19 protein-coding genes are annotated in these 24582 nt (G+C 38.6%); 3 read left to right on the forward strand and 16 right to left on the reverse strand.

The window, feature by feature from the left end; translation table 11 throughout:
• Positions 1-330: 330 nt before the first annotated feature.
• The 4 genes from V7654_RS15060 to V7654_RS15075 form a co-directional block, all read right to left on the reverse strand.
• Positions 331-2532: an MMPL family transporter gene (locus V7654_RS15060; RefSeq protein ID WP_335431335.1), complete on the reverse strand. Its 2202-nt coding sequence runs from the start codon at positions 2530-2532 to the stop codon at positions 331-333.
• A gap of 45 nt (positions 2533-2577) precedes the next feature.
• Positions 2578-2964 carry a hypothetical protein gene (locus tag V7654_RS15065; protein ID WP_335431336.1) on the reverse strand — a complete coding sequence of 129 codons (387 nt, stop codon included), beginning with the start codon at positions 2962-2964 and terminating at the stop codon, positions 2578-2580.
• A gap of 96 nt (positions 2965-3060) precedes the next feature.
• Positions 3061-4440 carry a sensor histidine kinase gene (locus V7654_RS15070; protein WP_335431339.1) on the reverse strand — a complete coding sequence of 460 codons (1380 nt, stop codon included), beginning with the start codon at positions 4438-4440 and terminating at the stop codon, positions 3061-3063.
• Complete coding sequence (locus V7654_RS15075; protein WP_335431340.1) at positions 4437-5114, reverse strand: response regulator transcription factor; 678 nt, start codon at positions 5112-5114, stop codon at positions 4437-4439. Before V7654_RS15075 ends, V7654_RS15070 begins: the two co-directional genes overlap by 4 nt.
• Before the next feature lie 428 nt (positions 5115-5542).
• Here V7654_RS15075 and V7654_RS15080 point away from each other — a divergent pair, with 428 nt between their 5' ends.
• Positions 5543-5896 (forward strand): DUF485 domain-containing protein, encoded by a 354-nt coding sequence (locus tag V7654_RS15080; protein WP_207502965.1) that lies wholly within the window; start codon positions 5543-5545, stop codon positions 5894-5896.
• Entirely contained in the window at positions 5893-7419 is a 1527-nt protein-coding gene (locus V7654_RS15085; RefSeq protein WP_335431342.1) for a solute symporter family protein, read from the forward strand. Before V7654_RS15080 ends, V7654_RS15085 begins: the two co-directional genes overlap by 4 nt.
• A gap of 143 nt (positions 7420-7562) precedes the next feature.
• Here the strand turns inward: V7654_RS15085 and V7654_RS15090 are convergent, their stop codons facing one another.
• From V7654_RS15090 to V7654_RS15110, 5 genes are all read right to left on the reverse strand, one after another.
• Positions 7563-8270, reverse strand: a complete 708-nt coding sequence (locus V7654_RS15090; protein WP_207502961.1) for an ABC transporter ATP-binding protein — start codon at positions 8268-8270, stop codon at positions 7563-7565.
• The gene (locus V7654_RS15095; protein WP_207502960.1) at positions 8270-9049 is read right to left on the reverse strand and encodes an ABC transporter ATP-binding protein; all 780 of its coding nucleotides are present in this window, start codon (positions 9047-9049) and stop codon (positions 8270-8272) included. Before V7654_RS15095 ends, V7654_RS15090 begins: the two co-directional genes overlap by 1 nt.
• Positions 9024-9998: a branched-chain amino acid ABC transporter permease gene (locus V7654_RS15100; protein ID WP_335431345.1), complete on the reverse strand. Its 975-nt coding sequence runs from the start codon at positions 9996-9998 to the stop codon at positions 9024-9026. Before V7654_RS15100 ends, V7654_RS15095 begins: the two co-directional genes overlap by 26 nt.
• A 14-nt stretch (positions 9999-10012) precedes the next feature.
• Entirely contained in the window at positions 10013-10891 is an 879-nt protein-coding gene (locus V7654_RS15105) for a branched-chain amino acid ABC transporter permease (RefSeq protein ID WP_207502956.1), read from the reverse strand.
• Positions 10892-10984: 93 nt separating this feature from the next.
• Entirely contained in the window at positions 10985-12148 is a 1164-nt protein-coding gene (locus V7654_RS15110) for an ABC transporter substrate-binding protein (protein ID WP_335431347.1), read from the reverse strand.
• A 412-nt stretch (positions 12149-12560) separates the two neighbouring features.
• Between V7654_RS15110 and V7654_RS15115 the strand changes: the two genes are divergently transcribed.
• The gene (locus V7654_RS15115; RefSeq protein ID WP_335431349.1) at positions 12561-13625 is read left to right on the forward strand and encodes a M14 family zinc carboxypeptidase; all 1065 of its coding nucleotides are present in this window, start codon (positions 12561-12563) and stop codon (positions 13623-13625) included.
• 96 nt (positions 13626-13721) lie between these two features.
• Here V7654_RS15115 and V7654_RS15120 read toward each other — a convergent pair whose 3' ends face one another.
• From V7654_RS15120 to V7654_RS15150, 7 genes are all read right to left on the reverse strand, one after another.
• On the reverse strand, positions 13722-14684 hold the full coding sequence (locus V7654_RS15120; protein WP_335431350.1) for a sensor domain-containing diguanylate cyclase: 963 nt from the start codon (positions 14682-14684) through the stop codon (positions 13722-13724).
• Between the two features lie 396 nt (positions 14685-15080).
• Positions 15081-17033, reverse strand: a complete 1953-nt coding sequence (locus V7654_RS15125; protein WP_335431351.1) for a TnsD family Tn7-like transposition protein — start codon at positions 17031-17033, stop codon at positions 15081-15083.
• Positions 16999-18690, reverse strand: a complete 1692-nt coding sequence (locus V7654_RS15130) for an ATP-binding protein (RefSeq protein WP_335431352.1) — start codon at positions 18688-18690, stop codon at positions 16999-17001. The genes V7654_RS15125 and V7654_RS15130 overlap by 35 nt, the downstream gene beginning before the upstream one ends.
• Positions 18677-20887 (reverse strand): Mu transposase C-terminal domain-containing protein, encoded by a 2211-nt coding sequence (locus V7654_RS15135; RefSeq protein WP_335431354.1) that lies wholly within the window; start codon positions 20885-20887, stop codon positions 18677-18679. The genes V7654_RS15130 and V7654_RS15135 overlap by 14 nt, the downstream gene beginning before the upstream one ends.
• Before the next feature lie 19 nt (positions 20888-20906).
• Complete coding sequence (locus tag V7654_RS15140) at positions 20907-21725, reverse strand: TnsA endonuclease N-terminal domain-containing protein (protein ID WP_335431356.1); 819 nt, start codon at positions 21723-21725, stop codon at positions 20907-20909.
• 65 nt (positions 21726-21790) lie between these two features.
• Positions 21791-23629 carry a TnsD family Tn7-like transposition protein gene (locus V7654_RS15145; protein WP_335431357.1) on the reverse strand — a complete coding sequence of 613 codons (1839 nt, stop codon included), beginning with the start codon at positions 23627-23629 and terminating at the stop codon, positions 21791-21793.
• A 154-nt stretch (positions 23630-23783) separates the two neighbouring features.
• A complete protein-coding gene (locus tag V7654_RS15150; RefSeq protein ID WP_335431358.1) occupies positions 23784-24362 on the reverse strand; it encodes a DUF1643 domain-containing protein in 579 nt (192 codons plus the stop codon).
• Positions 24363-24582: the final 220 nt, after the last annotated feature.

Raw genomic sequence — 24582 nt, forward strand, 5'->3', positions numbered from 1 at the left:
CGCCCACATTGATGAGCACGCTTTTTTATTTGGAAGGCTCTGTTAAACAAGGCTGTTGATTTTTGTTCCAGGAGCTTCGCTTTCCGCTGAAGAATTATGAAAAAGCCCAACTGCCGGCTTTTTCATAATTCTTCTAGGGGCTGGCGCTGTGCCCGCAGGACATTGAATAGCTTCCTCGAATCTGCCCACGCACGATGGAAATGCGTTAGCATTTTCGGAGGAGTCTTCGCGCCTTCCACTACAATCAACAGGTTTTAAAAAACAACATTGGGCTTTAACAGAGCCTATTTGAAAAATACCCCTGATAATTTTCCCAACTCCCATACTCGCTTATACGTTCGAATCAGCCTCTTCGGCCATCACCTTCTGCGGCCATAAGCTGTATTTCCCCAACTTCACCATGATCGCAGGCACCAAAATGGTCCGGATTAGGAATGTGTCAATCAGTACGCCGATCGCGACTGTAAATCCAAACATGAACAATTCCATGATTGGCTGGGTAATCAGGACCGCAAATGTCGCCGCCAGGATTAATCCTGCGGAAGAAATGACCCCACCTGTATGCGCCAATCCCATGCTGATTGCTTCTTTGATCGGGTACTTTCTCGCTTCCTCTTTTATCCGTGAAATCAGCATGATATTATAATCCACCCCTAAAGCCACAAGGAAGATAAAGATGTACAACGGTATCCGGTAGCTGATTTCCGTATAGCCGAAGAATAGGTCAAAGATAAACGAGCCAGCTCCAAGCGCTGTAAAATACGACAGGATGATTGTAGCCATCATGTAGATTGGTGCAAGCAGTGATTTTGTCTGCAATCCCAACAATAGCATAATGACAACAGTGGTTAAAACGACGACTACCATCGTATCCCGGTCATTCACATCACGAATTTCCGCCTGTTTCGCTGTTTCACCAGCAAAATAAAGCTTTGCCCCTTCCAGACCGGCATTGTCGATTAACTCAGACTTGTCATTACGAATCTCGTTTAAAATATTGAATGTTTTCTGATCATAAGGATTCCCGGAAAACACAATCTCCAGCGAAGCCGCTTTGTGATCCTTAGAAAACGATGAATCGAGTCTCATTTTCTCTATTGGATCTTTCGATGAAAAGTCCGGATTTACCATTTCAACCCCTTCAACTGCCAGCAGCTCTTCTCTCAACGACTGCAGCTTCTCTCCGTCCATTTCCTCATTGCTTTCAACGACAACCGTTGTAGGCGCCAACTCCCCTGGCGAAAAATTCTTTTCCAGGATTTCATATCCTTGACGTGACTGGATATCGTCAGGAAATGACTTGATCAAATTGAAGGAGTACTCTATGTTCAATGTGTTCATGGCAATGATGACAAGCGGGATCAGCACAAAAAAACCGCTTTTCAAAGGATTTTTCACAACGCCAGAGCCGAGCTTCGCCCAAAAGGTTGGTTTCGCCTCTGCTGTAAAATAGGCCTTCGGAATCGCTGGCCAGAACGCTTTTCTTCCAAAAAGAACATATAAGGCCGGCAGCAAAGTGAGGCCGCCAAAAATGATCAGCACTAAAGCAATCGAGAATACAGGAGCAAAGTTCCGGTATGGTTCATAAATGGCAGCAAACAAGACGAGCATCGCTGCAAGGACGGTACCGCCGCTAAAGAGGATCGGTTCAGTAACCTCCTCCATCGCCCGCTTCATCGCTTTGTACTTATTTTCCTCTTTCTTCAGTTCTTCTTTAAAACGCGCCACTATGAACAAGGAATAATCCGTTAATGCAGCAAAAAGCAAGATCGACATAATCGAGGTCGATTGGCTATCAATCCCCATTCCAGCTGAACCAAATATGCCGATTGTCTTATTTACTACCTCATAAACAATCCCCGCGCCTAATAATGGCACCAACGCCAAAAGCGGTGAACGGTAAATCAGTATTAACAAAACAAAGATCAGCCCCATCGTCCCAAGCAGCAGGACAACATCGGCTCTAGCAAAAATGCTTATCATATCGGCGACAATTCCAGCTGGGCCCGTGATGGCCAGCTTAACTTCATCATTGGACTTTAATTCCGCCTTCGCCATCTTGCCTAATTTCTTGATCGTCTTGTTAATCGTCTTACGCTCAAGATTTTCCTTCAACGACACCGGTAAAATCAATGTCGTATTGTTTTCTGATAGAAACGACGCTTTCGCCTGAGGAGGCATCTTATGAAAAGGAACAACCACCTTCACAGATTCAAGCTTCGCCTCTTCTATTTTTTTGCTGATTTCATCAATAACGGCAAAATCGGTATCGTTGAATTCACCCTTCTTATTAAAAACAAGCAATGCCGGCGTCCCTTTATCCTCCGGAAAATACTCCTTCATTTTTTCATCTGCTTTAAGTGCAACTGAATCCTCCGGAAGGCCCGACTCATTGATGCTAGTCGCATAATCACTCGCTCCCGGTGCCAGCCATCCCATCAGTATGGCAGCTAGAAACCAGATCGCAACAACGCCCTTCGCACCCTTTTTACTGCCTGAAAATACCGTTAATTTTTTAGCCCACTTCAACATGCTTTCCCCTCACTCCTGGAGACGCTTATCATGATCCTTCCCGCCTCACTTCTTTTCAATAAAAAATGTTGAAACCAGAAAAAGAATAAAACTGACTAGCAGAGTCACGCCACCGCCAATATATAAAATCAGCGAAGCCGCTTCCGGCAAGTCAAATGGCTTCAGGTTATGCAGCCACATTCCCGCTGTAAGCCCAGATGTCCCGATGATCGCTGTCCATGTGTGCCATGCAGCCAGTTTTTTCGATGTGATTGTAAAAACTTCATAATAGACTGCCCAGGCAAACAGAGTTAACCAGCCGACCACCAATATGTGAGCATGGATCGGACGGAACGCATATGAGCCAGAGCCGGCCATGTGGGCGCCCAGCATCGCTCCAATCACTGAAAATATAGCTGAGAATCTGAGCAGTGTTAAATTTCTTTCCTTCAAAATATCCACCCCTTAAATGATTTCAAAAAAAACACCTTCTGCTTACTAACGATTCTCATTATAAGAATCGAAAGTGAACGGAAGGTGAACACCAGATTACAATTTTGGAAGGGTGACAATAAATTCAGTCCCTTTATCAGGCTCGCTGTTTACCAAAATTGTTCCTTTATGCAATTTTATGATTCGGTCTACAATGGACAGGCCGAGGCCTGTGCCTTCTATTCCTCTGAACCGTGAAGGATCAGCACGGTAAAATCTTTCGAAAATCCGCTCCATTTCTCCAGTGTCCATCCCGATTCCAGTATCCTTGATGGTCACTGTGATACAATCTGATTCATCACTGAGAGAGAGCTCTATTTCTCCGTTTTCTTTATTGTACTTAATGGCATTTGTTAAAAGATTTTCCCAAACATTATAAAGCAGCGAAGAATCTCCAAAGAAAACCACACTCGGAATGTTGTAGGTAATTGCAATTCCCTTCTCGTCAAGCAGCCATAAATAGGTTTGAACCAAGTCCTTCAGCTGATTTCCTAATTGAAAAGCTGCAGGCTTGAAATAAAAATCCTCTTTTTCCAAAGAAGTGAGAAGAAGCAGCTGCTTTGTCAGCAAGCTAAGCCGGCCTGTTTCCTGCTGAATCACGTGGATGTACTGCGCTTTTTCCGCGGGAGGCAGATTTTCTTTCGCCAACATTTGAGTGTAGCCCTGGATATTCTGTAACGGTGATTGAAAATCATGGGACACATTCGAAATAAATTCTGTCCGCATCTGATCAAGCTGGCTCAGCCTTAAACTCATCTCCTCAAAGCTCCTCGCCAGTACCCCTAATTCATCCTGCCTGCTGATATCCAGTTTGATGTCAAAATTCCCTTCCTGGATTTCCTTGGTTGCCGAGGTCAGCTTTGCGATTGGCTTGACCAGATACTTGGAAGCAATCAGCACAAGGATAACGCTGACAAAAAACATAATCAGGATCATCCAGCCCATCAAGACATGGATTTCGCTAAACAACAACTTAATGTCAGGGCGGAGGAACATCGCATATCGTTCGTTTTGATAATTGAACGGAACACCAACAGTATTGCGCAATTCATTGGCGAAAAAGCCGGTCACGAAGGTTTCCATCGGAAACTCCTTCATGCCATGATAGACCTCACCTTTCAGAACTGAATCCACAGCTTCCTTCTCGAGATTCTGCCGTTTAAAATTCGCTCCAAAATATCGTTCATAGCCGCTGTCGCTGACTACGTATATTTGATAGCCCATAGAAGCGGCACTTTTTAGATAGGCTTCCAGGTTAAGTTTTGCCTCGCCATCAATGTACCCGGCAAGATTATTAGCCACACTGACGTTTTTTTCGTCATTCAAAGGCTTTATATACTGGTGGTAATACGTATTGGAAATAAAGAAGCCGAGAATCGTGCTTATGATAATAATGGCAATCGTCGCAAAAACAAACTTTGAATAAATCGATTTCATTTGCCCTGGACCTCGACTAAATATCCGACTCCCCTGATCGTTTTAATTGCAAAGTCATTTGTCAGTTCAGAGAAACGGTCACGCAGCCTTTTGATATGAACATTCAAAGTCCGTTCATCTCCTGTAAAATCCAGTCCCCATATTTCCTCAATCAGTTGGTTTCTCGTAAATACCTGATTCGGCTTTGATGCCATATAAGAAAGCAGTTCAAATTCTTTAAGAGGCAAAAGAATCGTACGGTCATTTACCTGAACCTCGAAATTCTGCTGGTTGATCGTCACATTTCCAATCGATATCAAGAGATTGCTCCGCTTCTGATAGCGGCGGAACAGCGCATTAATCCTGAAAATCAATTCTTTAGGATCAAAGGGCTTCACGATATAATCATCCGTACCGGAAAGGAACCCCAATTCCTTGTCCTCGATTTGCCCTTTCGCCGTCAGCATGATGACAGGAATGTCATGCATATCCCTAATTTGTCTAGTCAGCTCGTAGCCATCCATGCCTGGCATCATGACATCGACCACCGCTAAATCGATGACAGTCTGTTCAAGAATCTTTAAAGCCCCAGCCCCTTGCGATGCCTGAAAAACATGATGTCCCGCCTGCTGGAGCTGATTTTTTACCAAAAATAAAATATTAACATCATCATCAACAATTAATATTGCGGCCATCAACAGGCCCCCTTTTACTTACGATTGTTTAGTTTCTTTATTAATTATATCTGCTTCGTTAAACTACTTAAAGGACAATACACCGAGGACTTCCGTATTGAATCAATTAAAAATGTCACCGATATACAAATATTAATATTAAAATTTACCTAATTTTTAACAATCATGTAATATTAGAATTTACAAATTTTTCAGATAAATTTATAATGTAAGTTATAGTATTTTAAGACAAGAGGAGGTATGGGGGAACAATTGTTTTATCATTAAAGGCTGCTTTATGTATTATTTTTTTTCGTCCTGGAAGTTAGCTTGTTTTCTACTCAATTCCTTATTGCTCTCGGCAAAGTCCCTAAATGAATTAAATTTCCCGGCTGATACGCCACAAAGTCTACGAAAAGAGACTCATTAAATTTAGGAGGGAATACTTAATGGCCAATGCATCAACCATTAAAAAACAAAAGAACCAATCTGAAAACTCCATTGATTATACAGCAATTGTTCAGTCCTCATCTTTCCAGAAGCTTCTTAAAGAAAAACGAAACTTCCTGCTGCCATTTTCTTTATTCTTTTTAGCGTTTTACTTTACCTTGCCAATATTAACTGCATACACAACAGTTTTAAATAACCCTGCTGTTGGTTCGATCAGCTGGGCATGGGTTTTTGCTGCGGCCCAATTCATCATGACCTGGTCACTTTGCATCATTTATACAAAGCGAGCTGCAAAATTCGATGAAATCGTTGAAGAAATTAAGAGCAAATATGGCAGGAGGAATCATTCTTGAACAATTTAGCTTTTTCGTTATTCCTTGGAATCGTTGGACTCACACTCGTCATTACCTATTTCGCTTCTAAGCGGACAAAGACCACAAGCGATTTTTATACTGCTGACAGCAGTTTGACTGGTTTTCAAAATGGTCTGGCAATCGCAGGCGATTATATGTCTGCTGCGTCATTCCTTGGCATAGCCGGGATGATTGCCCTGGCAGGATTTGATGGATTCTTTTATAGTATTGGTTTCCTTGTTGCTTACCTTGTCGTTCTGTATCTTATCGCTGAGCCACTCAGGAATTTGGGCAAGTACACAATGGCAGATATGATTGCAGCCCGATTTGATGATAAAAAGGTTCGTGGTGTTGCTGCTTTAAACACGATTACCATTTCTATTTTTTATATGATTGCACAGCTTGTCGGTGCAGGCGCACTTATTAAATTATTATTGGGGCTCGATTATATCTACTCGGTATTGATTGTTGGCGCGCTAATGACAGTTTATGTTGTCTTTGGCGGAATGACGGCAACCAGCTGGGTACAAATTGTAAAAGCAGTTTTGCTGATGTTTGGTACATTAATCATCTCGATTATGGTATTTGCGAAGTTTGACTTTAGCGTCCTTAAAATGTTCCATGAAATGAAAACGGCTACACCGCTTGGTGAAGGATTCCTTAACCCAGGCAACAAGTTCAAAAATCCTTTGGATACCATTTCTCTTAATCTGGCACTTATTCTGGGTACAGCAGGCTTGCCACATATACTAATCCGGTTCTTTACAGTAAAAGATGCGGTTACTGCCCGCAAATCCGTTGTATATGCCACATGGATCATCGGTGCATTTTATGTCATGACGATTTTCCTTGGCTTTGGAGCAGCTGCTTTCGTTGGATACGATAATATCGTTGCTGCTAATGCAGCTGGCAATATGGCCGCGCCTCTCCTTGCGAAAGCGCTTGGCGGTGACTTCCTTTTTGCCTTTGTTTCGGCTGTAGCCTTCGCTACGATCCTTGCAGTTGTTGCCGGACTAGTCCTTTCCGCAGCATCTGCCTTTGCCCATGACTTTTACGGTCATATCATGCGCAAAGGGAAAGCAACTGAAAAAGAGCAAATGGTTGCTGCAAAACTCGCATCCGTTGGTGTTGCTGTCCTGTCAATCATCCTTGCGTTATTCGCCCAGAAGCTGAATGTAGCCTTCCTAGTTGCCCTCGCTTTTGCGGTAGCAGCAAGTGCTAATCTTCCAGTACTGATCTTTACAATCTTTTGGAAACGCTTCAATACAGCTGGCGCGGTCACAGGAATGCTTGTGGGGCTTTTAAGCTCGCTTTTCCTTGTAGCGATCAGCCCTAATGTATGGTCACCAGAGGCAGGCGCTGCTATCCTGGTAGGTAAGCCACTGATCAGCTTGACTAACCCTGGAATCATTTCTATTCCGCTAGGTTTTATTGGTGCATACGTGGGAACAGTTCTATCCACTAAAAAGGCTGATGCGAAGAAGTTTGATGAGATCCTGGTAAAAGCAAATACTGGTCTATAAAAAGCTTATAATAAAATGTTAACCGGCTTCCTATTTGGCGGCCGGTTTTCTTATGTACAATCCATTATCATTCAGTGGCCAATCAACTATTGCTGTTGTACGCAAATAAGAAAAACCGTCCCTGAATAGGAACGGTATATTCATCAATGGCCCCCAAGATAAGCCATTTTCACTTGTTCGCTTGAATTTAATTCATCTGCCGTGCCAGATAGTACGACGCGGCCGGTTTCAATGACATAGGCTCTGTTTGCGATCGACAGGGCCATATGGGCGTTTTGCTCGACAAGCAGGACAGTTGTTCCGCTTGCATTGATTTCCTCGATGATCCGGAAAATAGTTTTAACGAGCAATGGCGCTAGGCCCATTGACGGCTCATCCAGTATAAGCAGCCTCGGGCGCGCCATCAGAGCGCGCCCCATGGCTAGCATTTGCTGTTCACCGCCTGAAAGAGTGCCAGCTAATTGTTTGCGGCGTTCCAGGAGCCTTGGAAAAAGATCAAACACTTTTCCGAAATCCTCTTTGATGCCAGCCTTATCTTTTCGTAGGTATGCCCCTAAATCGAGGTTTTCCTCAACGGTCATATTAGCAAAAACACGGCGGCCTTCCGGAACATGAGATATTCCCATTTTCACGATAGATTGTGCTGCCTTGCCGGCAATCGATTGGCCTTCATAAATGATTTGCCCCTGCTTCGGCTTCAGAAGTCCTGAAATCGTTTTAAGCAGTGTGCTTTTCCCTGCACCATTTGCTCCAATCAGAGTTACAATTTCCCCCTGATTAATTTCCAGGGAGACACCTTTCAACGCTTGTATATTTCCATAATAAACATTGATTCCTTCTACTTTCAGCATTATGAAACCTCCTCGCCCAGGTACGCTTCGATAACCTTAGGATTATTCCGTATTTCCTCAGGAGTACCATTGGCAATCAACTGTCCATGATCCAATACATAAATCCGTTCGCATACTCCCATAACCAATCCCATATCGTGTTCAATCAGGAGAACTGTCAAATCAAATTTTTCACGGATTAGCGCAATAAGGTTCATGAGTTCTTTCGTTTCCTGAGGATTCATCCCTGCTGCCGGTTCATCCAGCAGCAGCAGTTTTGGATTCGCAGCGAGAGCCCGGGCAATCTCCAGACGGCGCTGCTGTCCGTAAGGCAGGTTTTTTGCCTTTTCATCCTTGTAGCGGTCAAGCCCAAAGATTTTCAGAAAATCTACCGCTTTCTCATCCATCTCTCTTTCGCCTGAAAAGTGCGGCGGTAAGCGGAAGACTGAGCTCAGGATAGAATGATTGGCAAGTGAATGGTAAGCCACTTTTACATTATCAATCACAGATAGCTCGCCAAATAGGCGGATATTCTGAAACGTACGGCTGATTCCTTTTCTTGTTATTCTATAGGGTGCAAGCTTATTAAGCTTTTCCCCGTTCAGAAGGATGCTTCCCTCTGTTGGTACATAAACGCCTGTCAGAAGGTTGAAGAATGTAGTTTTACCAGCGCCGTTCGGGCCGATAAGGCCTACGAGTTCTCCGGGATACAGTTCAACATTGACATCTGCCACTGCTCTCAGTCCTCCGAACCTGATCCCGGCATTATCTACTTTAAGCAACGGTGTGCTTTGAGCCATCTTGTGTTCCCCCTTCTGCTGCCTTTCGCTTTTTAAACAGCGAAGTAATTTCACGTGTTCCCATTAAACCTTGAGGCCTGTACAGCATTGTTATGATAAGGACAAGGCTGTAAATGATCATCCGTGTCTCCGGATACTCCTGCAGGAATGTTGAAACAATTGTAAGCAGGATTGCAGCAATTACCGAACCAGAAAGGCTTCCAAGTCCTCCAAGAACAACAAATATCAAGATATCAAATGATTTTAAGAATCCAAAATTGGATGGCTGGATAATGTAAAAGTTATGGGCATAAAGCGCCCCAGCTACACCTGCAAAGAAAGCGCCGATCGCAAATGCAACAACCTTGTAGAGAGTTGTATTGATTCCCATTGCATCCGCGGCCGTTTCATCTTCCCTGATGGAGATACATGCCCTGCCATGTGTTGAATTAGTAAAGTTAACAATGACGATAATCGCGATCAGCATACATGCAAATGACCATGACCATGTTGTTAAATGAGATACTTGCATCCCGCTTGCTCCACCAACATAATCAAGATTAAGAAGGACTATGCGGACTATTTCTCCGAAACCAAGTGTAGCAATTGCAAGGTAATCACCCTTCAGGCGCAAGCTCGGAATACCTATAAGAAGCCCTGTAAAGGCAGCCGCTAGTCCTGCAATAACGATTGCTGCAGCAAATGGAAGCTGCAGTTTCATCGTGATAATTGCAGAAGCGTAAGCTCCGACAGCTAAAAAACCAGCATGTCCTATTGAAAATTGCCCGGTAATCCCTATGATAAGATGCAAGCTAACAGCGAGGATAATGTTGATTGCAATAAAAGTTATGGTGTTTACATAGAAACCGTTAAGGACACCAGTATATATCAATGCTTGTATAATTCCGAATGCTGCAAGAGACAGCAGGATAGAGAGCCAGAAGCTTTTAGATTGATTGAATAATTTCATAGCCAGTCCCCCCTTTACACTTTCTCTTTGATGTTTTTCCCAAATAAGCCGGACGGAAGGAAAATCAGAATAAGGATAAGGACTATAAAGGCGACGCCGTCACGCCATAATGAATAGCCAAATGCGGAGACAAGTGCCTCGATGACACCTAGCAGCAGTCCGCCGACCATAGCTCCAGGAATGATTCCGATTCCGCCAAGAACTGCAGCGACAAAAGCCTTCAGGCCAGGAATGATTCCCATCAGCGGTTCGATTTTAATATAGTAAGTCCCAAAAATAACTCCTGCAGCCCCTGCAAGTGCAGATCCGATAGCAAATGTGGCAGAGATTGTATTGTCAACATTGATTCCCATCAGCTTTGCTGCCTCTGCATCATGAGAAACGGCACGCATCGCTTTTCCGATTTTAGTCTTATGTACGATAAATTGAAGAATGACCATTAGCGCTACTGATACCCCGAGGATAAATAGTGATTGGCTGGATATGGACAGTCCAAAAATATCAATCGTTTCTTTTGGGAGCACATCTCCAGGATATGCTTCTGGCTGTGCACCGCGGGCATAGATGACGCCATACTCAATCAGCAGCGATACTCCAATTGCTGTGATCAGCGCTGCTATGCGGGTTGCATTTCGCAGCGGCTTGTACGCAATGCGCTCGATGAGCATTCCGAACAAAGCACAAACCGCCATTGATAAAAGAAGGGCTGGAAAAAATGATAATTCCAATATTTTAATAGAGTAAAAGCCTACAAATGCACCCACCATAAAAACATCGCCATGGGCAAAATTGATTAACTTTACGATTCCATAAACCATTGTATAGCCGAGGGCAATCAACGCATAGATGCTGCCCAACGAAATTCCATTCACCAATTGCTGTACAAGTTCCATAATGTACTCCCCTTGAATGCATATTTAATACAATATTTTACAGTTTATATAAGAAAAGGAGGACATTGACAGCCCCCCCTTTTCACTTCCTACTTATTCAGGAGCTACGTTTGTTTTGAAATTTTGCTGGCCATCTTCATATACAAGAATGGCAGCAGATTTAACAGGGTCGTGTTTTTTATCAAGTGTCAGCTTGCCGGAAACTAATTGAAGATCCTTCGTTTTTTCCAATGCTTTTTGGATCTTTGCAGGGTCTGCGCTTCCTGCACGCTTAATTGCATCCGCAAGGTAGTAAGCTGTGTCATAGCCAAGAGCTGCGAAGGCATCAGGAGTCTTGCCATTGTATTTGCCTTTGAATGCTTCTACGAACTTCTGGATATTCTCTGCTTTGTCCCCAGCAGAATAGTGATTTGTAATGTATGTGTTATTAAGTGCATCTCCTCCAGCGATTTCCACTAGCTTAGGAGAGTCCCAGCCATCTCCACCCATGAAAGGAACATCGATTCCAAGTTCACGAGCCTGTTTAATGATTAAGCCAACTTCTTCATAATAGCCAGGCAGGAAGATGAAATCAGGATTTGCCGATTTAATACGGGTCAAAGTAGCGCTGAAATCTGTATCCTTAGCTACATAAGCTTCCTCAGCAACGATTTCTCCCTTATATGCTTTCTTAAATGAAGCTGCAAGTCCCTTTGAGTAATCACTTGCACTGTCAATGAATACAGCAGCTTTCTTAGATCCCAAGTCTTTTTCTGCGAAATTTGCAGCTACTGTCCCTTGGAAAGGATCAATAAAACAAGTCCTGAAAACATAATCATTTAGCTTGCCGCCTTTATTCGTAATATCTGGATTTGTTCCAGTTGGAGTAATTAGCGGAACCTTGTTATCCTGGGCAACTTGTACCTGAGCAAGAGTATTTGTAGAAGTTGCCGCACCTATGATGGCAACAACCTTATCCTGGTTAACAAGCTTAATTGCGCCATTTGTTGCTTCAGCCGCATCTGATTTATTATCTACTTTTACAAGCTCAATTTTTTTGCCGTCAATTCCTTTTTTGTTGATTTCTTCTAAAGCGAGTTCAAGTCCTTCTGAAATAGATTGTCCATATGAAGCTACCCCACCTGAGAGTTCAATGTTGGCTCCGACTTTAATCGTGTCGCCAGCTCCCCCGCTACTCTTTGCTCCGCCGCAGCCGGCCATTGTTCCGGCTATTAACGAAAACGAAAGAAAAATTCCTGCCAATTTTCTTTTTCTCATTTCATTTACCCCCCAGTTTAATTTTTCGGAAACCTAAATATCGAACTTTTCCCAATAAAACTAATATTCAGATAAATTGTATAGTATACTAGCCTCATTCGTCTAGTACAAAATTATTTTTTTACCATAGAATTTTTAGTCTTATGAGTTTTATCTTTTAAATTTGGGATTCTAGCTAAGGTTAACCACAGTTTAAAAAATTGATTTTAAACGATTCCATTAAACAATTACTACTTTCTTCCCAATTTATGAGAATAAACCCTCTTCCAGCATGGATGAAACTCCTTCATTTGAACTTATTTCGCTGCACGAAATTTGTCAAAACAATAGGCATCTTACTCTATTAATCGTTTTTATAATTTTCTGTAAAATTAGGAGTGGTTATCGAATCTACTTTAATGGAGGAATGAAAATGAATTTGAAGAAAAAAGTATTATCCGTTTCTTTATCCAGCTTGGTTGCTCTTGGTGCCATTACCACAGTTTCTCTGCCAGCCGGTGCGGTTGGCAATGGCCCTGGTGCCGGAAATGGAGCCGTCCAAACTTCAATCCTGCATACATATGAAAGTTTAGTAGATTTCCTTAAAACACAGGATGTCAAACAAGAGTCGATGGAGCTTGAGGTGATCGGGCAGACGGTGAAGGGCCGCGATATTTATATGGCGAAGTACATTTCAAATCCCGAGAATCCAACGATTTTATTTTTAACCCAGCAGCACGGGAATGAGCAGCTGACTACAGAAGGTGCAATGGAATTCATTAAGCATTTAGGCACTTCGAAGACCAGCGGGGTTTTGGAGAATGTGAACATCCTGGTCATCCCAATGCTGAACGCGGATGGCGCGATGGGCGATGTTGACTTCTCACTTGAAGACTACCATGCCGATGGAGACCGCCATCTGACTCGCTATAACGCAAACAAGGTTGACCTTAACCGTGAGCATGATAAAGCAACCAGTGAAATGGAGCCTGAAGTAAGGTCCCTTCACGAAAATGTCTTTGCTAAATATAATATCGATTATATGATCGACCTTCACCACCAGGGAACACTCAGCGAGACGGAAGGTGAACTCGTTTCCGGCTCAATCCTGCATCCAACTAACGAGAATGTTAAACCGGAAGTACTTGAGCGCTCTAAAAAGCTTGGTGCAGTAGTCTATAATGCACTCGAAGAGACTGGCTGGGGACATATTGGCAAATACAATGGCGGCAGTGGTGAAAATATTGGCCGTAACGGAGCAGCCGTCCGTTATGACATCTCAACACTTCTATTCGAAATGCGCGGCATGTCCGACCATTATATCGAATCCTATGCATTAGGCCAGAAGAGCAATGGCTATCTGATCAAACAGACCATCGCCACTCTCGATGCAACGGTAAGAGCCATCGCCGATGATTCAATTGAAACAGCGGACACAAGCTTCTGGGATACTCTCCCTACACAGAAGAGCAGACAGGGTGAGGAAGCGGACGAGTAATAAAAAGAGCAGTGTGATTTTAAAAGTCACACTGCTCCTTTCTTTCAGAGCTGAGATAATCAAGTTGCAATTTTTAGCTTGGTCGACAATCGTCCATCAGGCTAGCTGCTTTCTTTTATTTTTGTCCCTGTACATATTTCGATCAGCTTGAGAAAACAAATCTGTCATCAATCCGAGTGATGTTAACGAAAAGGCATAGCCTATTGACAGCTTTATCGTCATTGCAGCTTCATTTTCATTATAATCCTCTATTCTTCTTACGAGGTTACTAACGAATTGAGTTATCTCTTCTTCTGTGATGCCAGGTATAAGGAGTACGAATTCATCTCCCCCCAGCCTCGCTACAGTCATTCCATCGTCGGAAAATTGATTCAGCAATCCTGCCGCCTCTTTAATTAACTCATCTCCATTTTTATGTCCAAAGCTGTCGTTGATGTTTTTAAGATCATCCAAATCACATAATATAATTGCAATGGATGTGTCCATTTTCTCGTTATATTTTAAAAAGCGTGATTCGAAATAAGCCCGATTGTAAATACCAGTCAATGAATCATGATTAAGTTGATATTCTAATTCCTGTTGGAGTTTTACCTTATCATCAATATTTCTCAGTACACCTTGAAGAGCAACCAACTTCCCATTTTGATAGATTGGCGTTGCATATTCCTCAAACCATCTGTATTCCCCATTTTTATCTAACCATCGCTGGACAATCCCCTTGTTAAAATCGAGCTCACCATTGATTTTTTTGATCAGAATTTCATAATCATCAGGATGTACATCATTAAAGGGTACATCAGGATCTTTAAATGCACGCTCAATAGAACCTTCTCCGAAAAAATGCTCAGCAGATGGGCTGAGATACTGATATCCCCTTTTAGGAGAAAACTGATAATAATAAATAAAATCCTTTGTATTCTCAACAACATGGATAAAATTATCATGCTTTTCCTTCAAGCTTTTTTCTCTTTTTTTCCAACTGTAAAAGAACAAAGCAATAACAATAATTCCAACTACAATTCCTGTGCCGAAGCCTGATATAAAGTATGGATGTATCATACACTGACCTTCTTCTAGTATTTTCCTTCACCTGAATTTTACAGTAGAGGAATGAGACAAACAAGCATCTATTTTAAGAGACGGTCTTATTTAGGGCATTTTGGACCCATCTCTTATACCCTTTTAATAGATACTTTCCTTCTAAAGGAATTAGAAAACAAAAACCTCTTCAGATTAGATCTGATGATTGTATAAAATTAAGTTGGTAATTTATTTCTCTAATCAATAACGCTTTTGAAACAAGTTTTTAAAACTTAAATTAATTAAAGTCGGTAATCCAGTTTCCACTGTTACTTTGGAGCAGAAAAATATAGTTGGTAATTCGATAAATTAAATAATTGATGTAAAAAAATGACCCAAATGGGTCATTCTTTCCTATATCGCATATTTACTTTCTCAAGTACAGTTATTGATATAATTAATAATTTCTTGCTTAACTTTATCAGAGCAACCATCGAATTTATGATAACGAAATATCCTTTCCGGGTCTGTGTTATACCCTGTTGTCTTCATATATCTTAATGTATGTGGAATAATCCTTATCTGATATGCTTCTTTACTTTCTACGTAATTATCTATAATCTTTATACACTTCGACAATTTATCAGGATGGTGTATTATTCTTTTTTTATCAGATTGAATTAACCTTCCTAATATTAAGTATTTGGTAATCCTTCTAGTTGGGTTACTTTTGTGAAGTTCTATAGCTTCTCTTTCTATTACTTCAGCTAGGTTTAAATCTATACTTTTCCAATCCTTCTTCGTGAAAGGGGATGTTTTATCAGGCAAAACCTCATTCATCCACTCTGGATCTTTTCTCATGACTAAACTATATTTTTTGGGTCCAACCAGTTCACGTATTTTTGTTCTTGTAAGTGTTTTATCTTTACTCAACTCTTCGATTACTGATTTTAAATTTTGATATTCTTCCTTACTTAAATTCCCATTCGCTAAAGATGCTTTTTCATTTATATCAAGGTCCTTTGAATAATGATTGGGGTCTTCTGGTTTTTCAGTTTTAATTTTTTGTATATACTTTTTAACTGTACTTTTATCCACATTAAGTTCTCTAGCAATTCTCCCTTGATTGAGCCCACGCTTATATAATTCTATTAATCTCTTTTTCCAAACATTCCCGTAATCAATAATCCATAATTTATATTCATTAATAGTAACATTGTCATCATATTTTAGTTGATAGTGAAATCCACAATGTAAACAGAGAAATTTACCATAAAGGTTGTCTTTTCTTATTATTTGTTTATTACATTTTTTTACTACTTTCTCTTTATAATATTTACAAGTTATATTTAAACAAATCCAGGGACCGTTACCAAAAGGAATTTTACTATGCAGTTTTGGAAGGGGTTGATTAAAAAAGTGTTCCAGTGAACCAGCTAAAAAAATAATTGCTAGGATGTGAAGAATTGGATCATAAGAGTATTTATCTTTGGTAAAAATTCTTAACGCAAGTCTATTTTTGAGTTGCTTTACGTTAAAGTCTAGTTGTAAAAAGCAATCTTCTGTATAGAAGTCCAGAAAGTCTTTAAAAAAGGCTTTGTTGTTTAATCTTCCTGAAAAATCCATGTAACCTTTTTTTACCAAATAGACCTGATAATAATCATAAAGTGGAAATGATTTTAATTTCGAATAATTTTCAAATAAAAATTGTAATCCATCTAAAATAATAAGCTTTGCATTGTAGGGGTCTTCGGATACATCTTCTCCACTATCTATGAAATGCCCGCTTTTACATTTTAAAACCGAAATACGAGGATTCTTATTATTCTCTTCATATAAATACTCATTACATATTATACATTTATCTATAAGTTTAATCTGATGGAATAAACAAATATCTAAATTGCTAAATTGATGAATTCTATGAGCATAAGGCTCTTTCCCTTGCTCATAGTCCTCCTTAATACACCTAGAACAGAACTTAAATTCTTTACGTATATTGTGGCGTAACTTTAATATTGCCAATTCTTTATTTGTAGCAACTTTATTAAAGTCGCACATTATTTGTTTCGAAAGATTTGAGGGTAAAAAAAGTGAATAGACCGGAAAAAAAGTATTGTTTCCAATGAAACTGTCTATAAATTCGCCTTCATAATATGGAAGCTTGCGCGCAAGATATCCTAAATTATAGGGAAAGTAACCGGGACTGTTGGTATTCACATTAAATAATTTATCCATGCTCTTAACTAAGGAAGTATTTGTCTTATGACAATAGCGTATCACTAAGTTACGATAATCCTCATCAGGATACGGTTCCGGAAAATAAGCAAGCTCATTTAGGTTTTTTTTCTGTTCATATAAATTCACTGAAGCTTGCAATGAAGCCACCCTCTTTTAACGAATCTACTCCTGCAATGTTTTTTTCCAACCCTTTACGAAATGCATAAATCAAATCTGATTTATCACCCACCATGCTTCCATTAATCTTCTTTTTTGCAGCAGGCTTTTCAGGCAGGTTTTTACTGCCATTACCATTCTCTGACGATTTTATTAATTGAGCGACTTTCATCAAATGAACTCTTTTCTTTTGGGATGGCTCAATGTCACTATTATTTGAAATCTCCTTAGCCAACTCTATATTCTGGTTAGGCTCAAGCCCCATGTCCAACCCTGTTTTTATCATCTCATTTAAGATACTTTCATTTGTTTTTTTATCATTTGCTCTTTTATGTTCACGAGCTGCTTCTCCAAACAGTTGAACTTGTTCATCAGAACTTAAAATATAGTCATTAAGGGATAGCCACTCAGCCTTTAAATCTTTAAACTTTTTCATTTTTTCTGTATTACCTGTTTTTATGGCATTTATATAAGGCCTAATTAGCTTCAAATTCTCTTCCGCAGCCTTAGATATTAATCTTTCCGAGATTTCATCCTCTTTAGAAGCAATTGCCTTCCATTGAGTATGCATAAATAGTTTTATCGCAATATCAATTATTCCTTGAGACTCCTCATATAATTTATCTTTTAGCTTATCAGTGATGGGTGTATATTTTTTTAACCATTGATAATCCCAAATTGAATTAAGTATTAAATCCCATTCTTTTTGGTTTATAATTCGATCCAGAATCATATCACCCATTCCACAAGCTCTTCTAGCCTGCGCAAATTTATTTTCGAATAAATAAAGAGCTTCAAAAGTTCCCACCATTACGACTGGTAATCCAATTATATTAACTAGTCTGGTAAAGAAATTTAATGCCTTTTTTTCCCCTCCGCTTTTGGCTAAGCTTAGATTTTGTATTTCATCAATAACCAAAACACCTAAACCATGTAACGAAGCAATATGAGCCATGTCAGGCATCAACGAGTCTACAGTGGATCTGCTATTTACCATTGTTTTCTCATAATCTGTTCCCAATATTTTGTCCAGTGAATGAAAAAAGTCTATACAAAGACTTTTAAGAGAACCGTCAGTAGGACAATCTAATTTTAACCAAACAACTTGTTTTAAATATCCAAACCCTTCAATGTGTCTATGTTTTATAACTTGGGGATAAAGTAGTAAAGTCTTTTCAATCGAAGTAGATTTCCCAATTCCACTAGGACCGATAATCGCAAATCCGGAAGCGGATGATTTTAATTTAAAACCTTCTTCTATTTCCTTCCCGGATGAGAATATCTCTTTAAATCCTTTATTAAAATTCATTTTGTAGTTAATATCTTTGGGATTTCTACCCTTGTACCCATCTCTAATCATTACTGAGAACCGATTGAATATGTCTAAATGAACTGGTAAAGGTTGTATTAGGTTATTTAGTTGATATATAGCATGCATCCGCATATTATCGGGCCAAAACCTTTGGTTTTCATCAAACGAAGGATATTGCGCAAAGGCTTTTATTATATCTTGGACCTCCAGGATATCTGGGAGAGTCTCAATTAATGGATTTCCCTTATAATCCGGAATCAATTGTTCTTTGTATTCAGCCTGGCATTGAATACCCATTAATATTGGTCTGTTTATAGAAGGCTCATTTTTGGGCATTATTTATGTTCCTCCTGCTCAGGTAAGAATTAAATAAATTAAACAAATCTTCATTTTCAAGATCCTGAGCATTAGAAGATGATACTTTATCATCCTCTAAACTCTTTTCATTAGAAGCATAAATAGCACCTTTTTCTGTATCCCCAAGAACCCAACTTGATTCTGACCTTTCTCTCTCTTTTTCGTCCTTTTTATTTTCCTTTACTCCTTTTAGCAACTCTCTATCGGAATATGTATCTCCTCTTATAACCTCTGTCTTTTCAATTCCCTCCTTCACTGTCTTGTGTATCTCTACGTTTAATGCAGCTTTAATATTATTGATTTCTGTTTTTGCAATAAAGTTATTAGCCTCAACAGTTAAATGGGTTAATTCTACTTCTTCATCATATAAATTTGAATAAGCACTATATTGAGGCAATATTTTGCATGCAATATATTCAAATGTTTCTTCCTTTAATATATAAATATACTCCATGTTCCGCGGATCATATGATATTGGAACCTTCCATCTCTTTTGTCTAGCCTTAACAAACCAACCGGCATCTTCAACTTCAGCAGAGGTATAACCAATTTTCTTTTTATTAAAGAAGATACCATTATCATGTGTAACAGTAGCAGTTCCTCTTGGCATTAAAGCAAGTCTAATTTGTTCTTTTGTCTTAATATGGATTCCAACAAATCGATTTTGCATTCCCCAATTCCACAAGTTTAAAGGAGTTGGAACCAAATTTTGCTCTAACATGTCTCTATCCAATGGATAATTATCAACTATAGAATTGTTATAATCTAAAACAAGCAAAATCATTATTTTAGTGAACTCTTTAATTGTGAGTACTGCATTTAATCGGGAATCCTTTTCTCCTCGTTCTTTAACTGATTTTTTTACAGCTCCAGGGATTATCGGCTTACTTTTATTATTCATAATTCTAAAATGCTGTTCTATAAAAGGCTTAAAATCACCTCTGTATGGAGGGGTGTTGTCTGGTCTAACCCCTAGCATATCCTTTAACCTGTCAGCATTGTAACTTTCAAATTCTCCTCTATCAGCAGTAAAGCTTTTCGGCAGATGCATACAAGGCCACTCATCTGGAGTAATCTTTATCCCAAACCTTTTACAAAACTCAACTTTGTCAGTGCTTGCATTTTCAAAAGCTAGCATTCCTCCTACCCAGCTTGCATTTTCAGTTCCAATATATAAGCCAGAAATCATTCTACTGAACACGTCTTTTACATAATAAATTATTGGTTTTCCTATTGGTTTCCGATTAATGGAATGTACTAATTGGAAGTCCCCCACTGTTGCGTCAATTTCATAGACAGCTCCAGGACCCGATGCACGCAAACCTGCATTACCTACAGCTGCCCTTTTTGTTAAGTTAAAGTTTCTTTCCCCTTCCCTTTTTATAAGGATATCCTTTAAGTTTCTTTCCTTATAAAAATAGTATTTGAATTGATCTAGTGTAGGTAATTCCTCTTCAGGAGGGATAACTGGTATCCACTCTCCAGCTTTTTCCTCATAGCCAATATTGAAAAACTGTTCGATCATTTTGTCATAGGCGTATTTAAGAGGGTTTTTTCTAGTATCACTATAATGGAGTTTTATTGCTAGCCTAAAAATCCGTTTCATTTCTTCATCAATATTGACACCTAATTCCATTTTCAGAACTTGTGCTATTTTTCGTTTTCTGCCTCTTTTTTTCCCAGTTTTAGACTCCCTATCCTTTCCAGGAGCACCACATTTCGAAAAGTGAGGGAGCAATCCATTTATCGTTTTGCCGCTTTTCCAATACCTTCTCAAGTCGTTATTTATCGTTTTTGAATAGTATCCCTTGTTTTTAATAAGTTCACCTATCATCTCTTTTCTTTCTTTATCTAAGTAGATATTTGGCTCGAGATCCACTATTTCTTTTATTCTTTTCCAAGCTTCATCTCTTAATTTTTTGTCCTTCTCCTTTGGTTCCTTCACACGTTTTTCCATTAAATATGGATCATAATTTAGAATTCTTGCACTACAGTTAGATATAGCTTCGACGATAAATTCGCATGGCTGCCATTTTGGTTTGGGTTTCTCCTCCATAATGTTGATAGTTACACACTCATTAGTATTTTTAGCAATCCATAAGACTCTTTCGATAGACACACATTTCCCACTATCATCTTTAAACTCAATCAAAGTATTTTCAAATAGTTGATCCATACATTCACCTCTTAAATAGCTAAACCAGTGCCTTATTCATCTCAAATTGAATTGGTTTAGATGGATTTATCTTAGTAAACATATCCGTTTTCCATTGTTTTGTTGCAAGCATATGCTGCACTATAAACATCCCACAACCAATACTCATACCAACCTTCTTATCAAATTCATTTGTAATTCTTGCAAGTGGTTTATCCGTAATGATAAGTTCAGTAAACAATGATTCTGCGAGTGCATCTATAAAAGTTATGTCTAAATCATTCGGAGCAAAATCAAGGTATACCGCATTATGAATCCATTCAATATTATGTACTAATCCTTTTGGAAGGTCTTTATCTGTAACCACCTTCCAATCAATACCTTGTTCATCATAAAATTTCTTTTCAATGGCAAACTTTTCAACCGTTCTCCTAGTAAGTTTACTAGAGGGCTTGACAGTCCTTGCACAAAAAGATTCATCAATATCTTTTTTTAATTTCAAAAAGAAATCTGTTGTAATTGGTGTATATTCTTTGGTTTCCGGATCCCTGGGGTGTGATACTCCTAATTCTTCAGCAATTTCTATCGTTCGCTCCAAAGGTAATAGGGGGTATTGTTCTCTAATATCTACTACGGAATCTGCCCAGTCTAAAACGTAGAAATAATGTAACTCCAATCTAGACAATAAATGATGTATCCTTCCAACTGTCCAACTTTTTTCTCTAGAAACTACACCATTTGAAGGGACGTCATGTATTGTAAGCCATGGTCTATATTCTTTACCTTCACCTTGACCTCTGCCCTCTCTTATCCATTTATGATATTTTTTTTCGGTCATCCCTCTTTTTCGTTTCGGCATCTTGCCCCTCCAAATTAAGATTCTTTTGAATATTCTCGACATACCCTTTTTTTTATAAGGCAAACTTAACTTAACAAGATTTTTATATACTTTTTTATAAACTCCGTTTCCTTTTTAATCCCTGCCTCTCTCTTAAATCGCCACTTAGAGAGTTCAATTTCCTCATTCCAATTTTCAAAAACCCAATTGATTCTTCTGATTTGATACTCTTCTGTTGACTCTACAAAGCTGTTTATCACTTCTTGAGTTCTTGGTAACTTCTTTAGTGAATACTCAAGTAAGTTGGGATTCTCTAACCTTCTGCTGATTTCTGCTCTCGTTACCCTAATTGGCTTCCCTGTATATTTGAATATATTATCAATTGCACTTCTTACTGGTCCTAATATTTTGCCATCAATTGATAACCAATTGACCCTTTGGTTTTTTCTTGATTTTTTTGAATCACAGGGCAAAATGGAATATAACCACTCTCTATTGTTTCGATAATGCCATATAAAATCTTTTGGATTCTCTCGACGTATAATAGTACGTGTGGGAAATTTATGATTACTAATACTACTTAATAGACTTTCTATTCTTTTTTCTAATTCAATTGGTGTTGGCGTTTTAATAGCAGTTAAATCTAAAACTTTATAGGTTGAATATCTTATCATTGTCTTAGAATCAACCCCTAACCTTCTAGCCTTTTCTCTTAAAGACAATTCAGGGTTTTTATAAATTTTTTTACACCTATCTATCCAAGCTTCCCCGAAACAATGGACCCTATCTTTTTTAAACTTATCTTCCCTTGTTTGATCCGGCCCTTTCCTTGAGTAAGTAAATCCACAGCTACAACTGAAAATACCGATAGGAAGGTTAGTTTGACTACAGTAATGTAATTTATAATCACTTATAATTGGTTTTTGAAAATGATCCGCAGCTGGGTTCAGACAGAACCAGGGGCCTTCTCCAAACGGGTATAACTCCTTTTTATTATCTAATAGAAGGTTCATATCAGAATCTAAAAATAATATTAATAATATATGCCGAATTGGATGGCACGTTACCCTTGGTTTTCTTAACAATTTGTGTAACCAAGTATCTGTTTCTTTTTGAATATAACTCTCAAGTAACGACAAAAGGTCACTACCAAATAAATTATTAAAATCGGTGATTAAATCCTTAAAGCGTATATTACCTTTTCGAGTTAGATAACCCTTTTTTGAAAGAAGGACCTTATAAACACTTCTAATTGCTTGCGGCCCTATTGAAGGGATCTCTTTCCTCAATAATTCAGATGCCAAATTTGTTATTTCTAACATGAACTTATTTGGGATATTAGTAGTACTATTTGATTTAAAATATTTATATTCTTTGATGACTTCTTCCAATGTTATTAAAGTATGTTTTCTACCTTTACCTGAATAATTAATTGTTGATTCTAACAACAATTTTTGATGTTTATAGCAATAAATTATTCCAGGTAATTGATGCTCTCTGTGCCAATACATTTCTCCATAAATCAATTTATCATCTACAATACAGTCCTCACAAAAACGAAGGTTTCTGGGTGCCGAAATTCCGTAAGACATTAAACCAATTGTTCCATGAACATTATGACTACATGAATTATCGAGCATTAATTCACAGACCTTTTCTACTCTCTCAACCGGTAAGAATGGCTTATAAAAAGGAAACAAGGTATGTTTTTGTAATAAATAATCATAAGTAACAATATCACTTGGTATTTGCTTTAATAATTTTTTAATATTACTGGGAAAATCTATTGATGCTGTAAGATTTCTGTTTCCAAATAATATTTCCATTGATGTCTTTTTAGCTTTTAAATTTGTTTTTTTCTTATATCTCGCACAAGCACTATACAAAATTTCATCTGGATATAAGTTAGGAAAGTAACTAATCATGTTCATCCTCCAATAAAAAAATTCTTTATTAAAATATCCGATATCGGATATTTTATGTAACTTGTTTGGTAAATAAAAAAAGAAAAACTCGTTTCTGAATTGGCGAGTTTTTCTTTATGCTGAATTCCATTCTTTTTGAACTAGCACACGTGAGTTATTCTTGGGCTTTTTTGTGCAATACCAGCTGAGGATTATTGTTCCAGCTTCTACCGTGCCTCGGATTTCCCTTTTTAGTTAAGTCCCCTACTCTAAAAAGGTTTTTATCAGTTAACATATGTAAGACTGATTTAATTCGATTATTAACAATTTTAATATCAATTCCCTTACAATCACCATAAGCTATAATAATCTGATCAACTGAACTACAAGCTTCTCTAATCCAGAAATCATTTAATGGACTATTTAATAATGATGCTTCCACTTTAGATAAATGCTCAGACTTTGGATCCACATATGAGAATAGATTTAAGCAATATACAACTTCAAATGGCGTGGCTGGGTTTTCATAACACCAGGTAAGAACTTTTCCAATTGTTGAATCAGCATTCCATTTACTTATTCCTTTTTTTGTAGGACCAGCTTTTGCCCCATTCATTTGGATTACTGCTACACTTCTACCACCATGTGGCTTTTTAGTTTTAAACTGGAGTAAAAATCGGTGTAATCCCACGTCTGGTATATAGCCCTGTGGCTCCACATTTATTAAATTGTAATAATGTTTAACTTTTGACATATTTATTTCCTCCCTAAATATTATTAATGTATAGAGAGATCTTTAATGATTAGAATAAGAAAAAATAAATGTTTAAATTAATTTAATGTGAAGTTTAGGTATTTTTTTCAAAATATATGGGTAAAGCCCCTCTATACTGGGCATGAATAAAATTAAGGTAGAAATTAAGGTAATATAGAGGAGTTTAAACTACCACTGTTGAACTATTATATTTAAATCA

It is taken from the genome of Bacillus sp. JJ1609, from assembly GCF_036967045.1.
GTDB lineage: Bacteria > Bacillota > Bacilli > Bacillales > Cytobacillaceae > Mesobacillus.

Coding starts and splice junctions, on each gene's coding strand:
- V7654_RS15070 (WP_335431339.1), bottom strand. CDS start 4,440: ATGAAATCGATTTATTCAAAGTTTGTTTTTGCGACGATTGCCATTATT.
- V7654_RS15090 (WP_207502961.1), bottom strand. CDS start 8,270: ATGCTGAAAGTAGAAGGAATCAATGTTTATTATGGAAATATACAAGCG.
- V7654_RS15080 (WP_207502965.1), top strand. CDS start 5,543: ATGGCCAATGCATCAACCATTAAAAAACAAAAGAACCAATCTGAAAAC.
- V7654_RS15095 (WP_207502960.1), bottom strand. CDS start 9,049: ATGGCTCAAAGCACACCGTTGCTTAAAGTAGATAATGCCGGGATCAGG.
- V7654_RS15110 (WP_335431347.1), bottom strand. CDS start 12,148: ATGAGAAAAAGAAAATTGGCAGGAATTTTTCTTTCGTTTTCGTTAATA.
- V7654_RS15150 (WP_335431358.1), bottom strand. CDS start 24,362: ATGTCAAAAGTTAAACATTATTACAATTTAATAAATGTGGAGCCACAG.
- V7654_RS15075 (WP_335431340.1), bottom strand. CDS start 5,114: ATGGCCGCAATATTAATTGTTGATGATGATGTTAATATTTTATTTTTG.
- V7654_RS15135 (WP_335431354.1), bottom strand. CDS start 20,887: ATGGATCAACTATTTGAAAATACTTTGATTGAGTTTAAAGATGATAGT.
- V7654_RS15105 (WP_207502956.1), bottom strand. CDS start 10,891: ATGGAACTTGTACAGCAATTGGTGAATGGAATTTCGTTGGGCAGCATC.
- V7654_RS15100 (WP_335431345.1), bottom strand. CDS start 9,998: ATGAAATTATTCAATCAATCTAAAAGCTTCTGGCTCTCTATCCTGCTG.
- V7654_RS15130 (WP_335431352.1), bottom strand. CDS start 18,690: ATGCCCAAAAATGAGCCTTCTATAAACAGACCAATATTAATGGGTATT.
- V7654_RS15060 (WP_335431335.1), bottom strand. CDS start 2,532: ATGTTGAAGTGGGCTAAAAAATTAACGGTATTTTCAGGCAGTAAAAAG.
- V7654_RS15115 (WP_335431349.1), top strand. CDS start 12,561: ATGAATTTGAAGAAAAAAGTATTATCCGTTTCTTTATCCAGCTTGGTT.
- V7654_RS15145 (WP_335431357.1), bottom strand. CDS start 23,629: ATGATTAGTTACTTTCCTAACTTATATCCAGATGAAATTTTGTATAGT.
- V7654_RS15140 (WP_335431356.1), bottom strand. CDS start 21,725: ATGCCGAAACGAAAAAGAGGGATGACCGAAAAAAAATATCATAAATGG.
- V7654_RS15120 (WP_335431350.1), bottom strand. CDS start 14,684: ATGATACATCCATACTTTATATCAGGCTTCGGCACAGGAATTGTAGTT.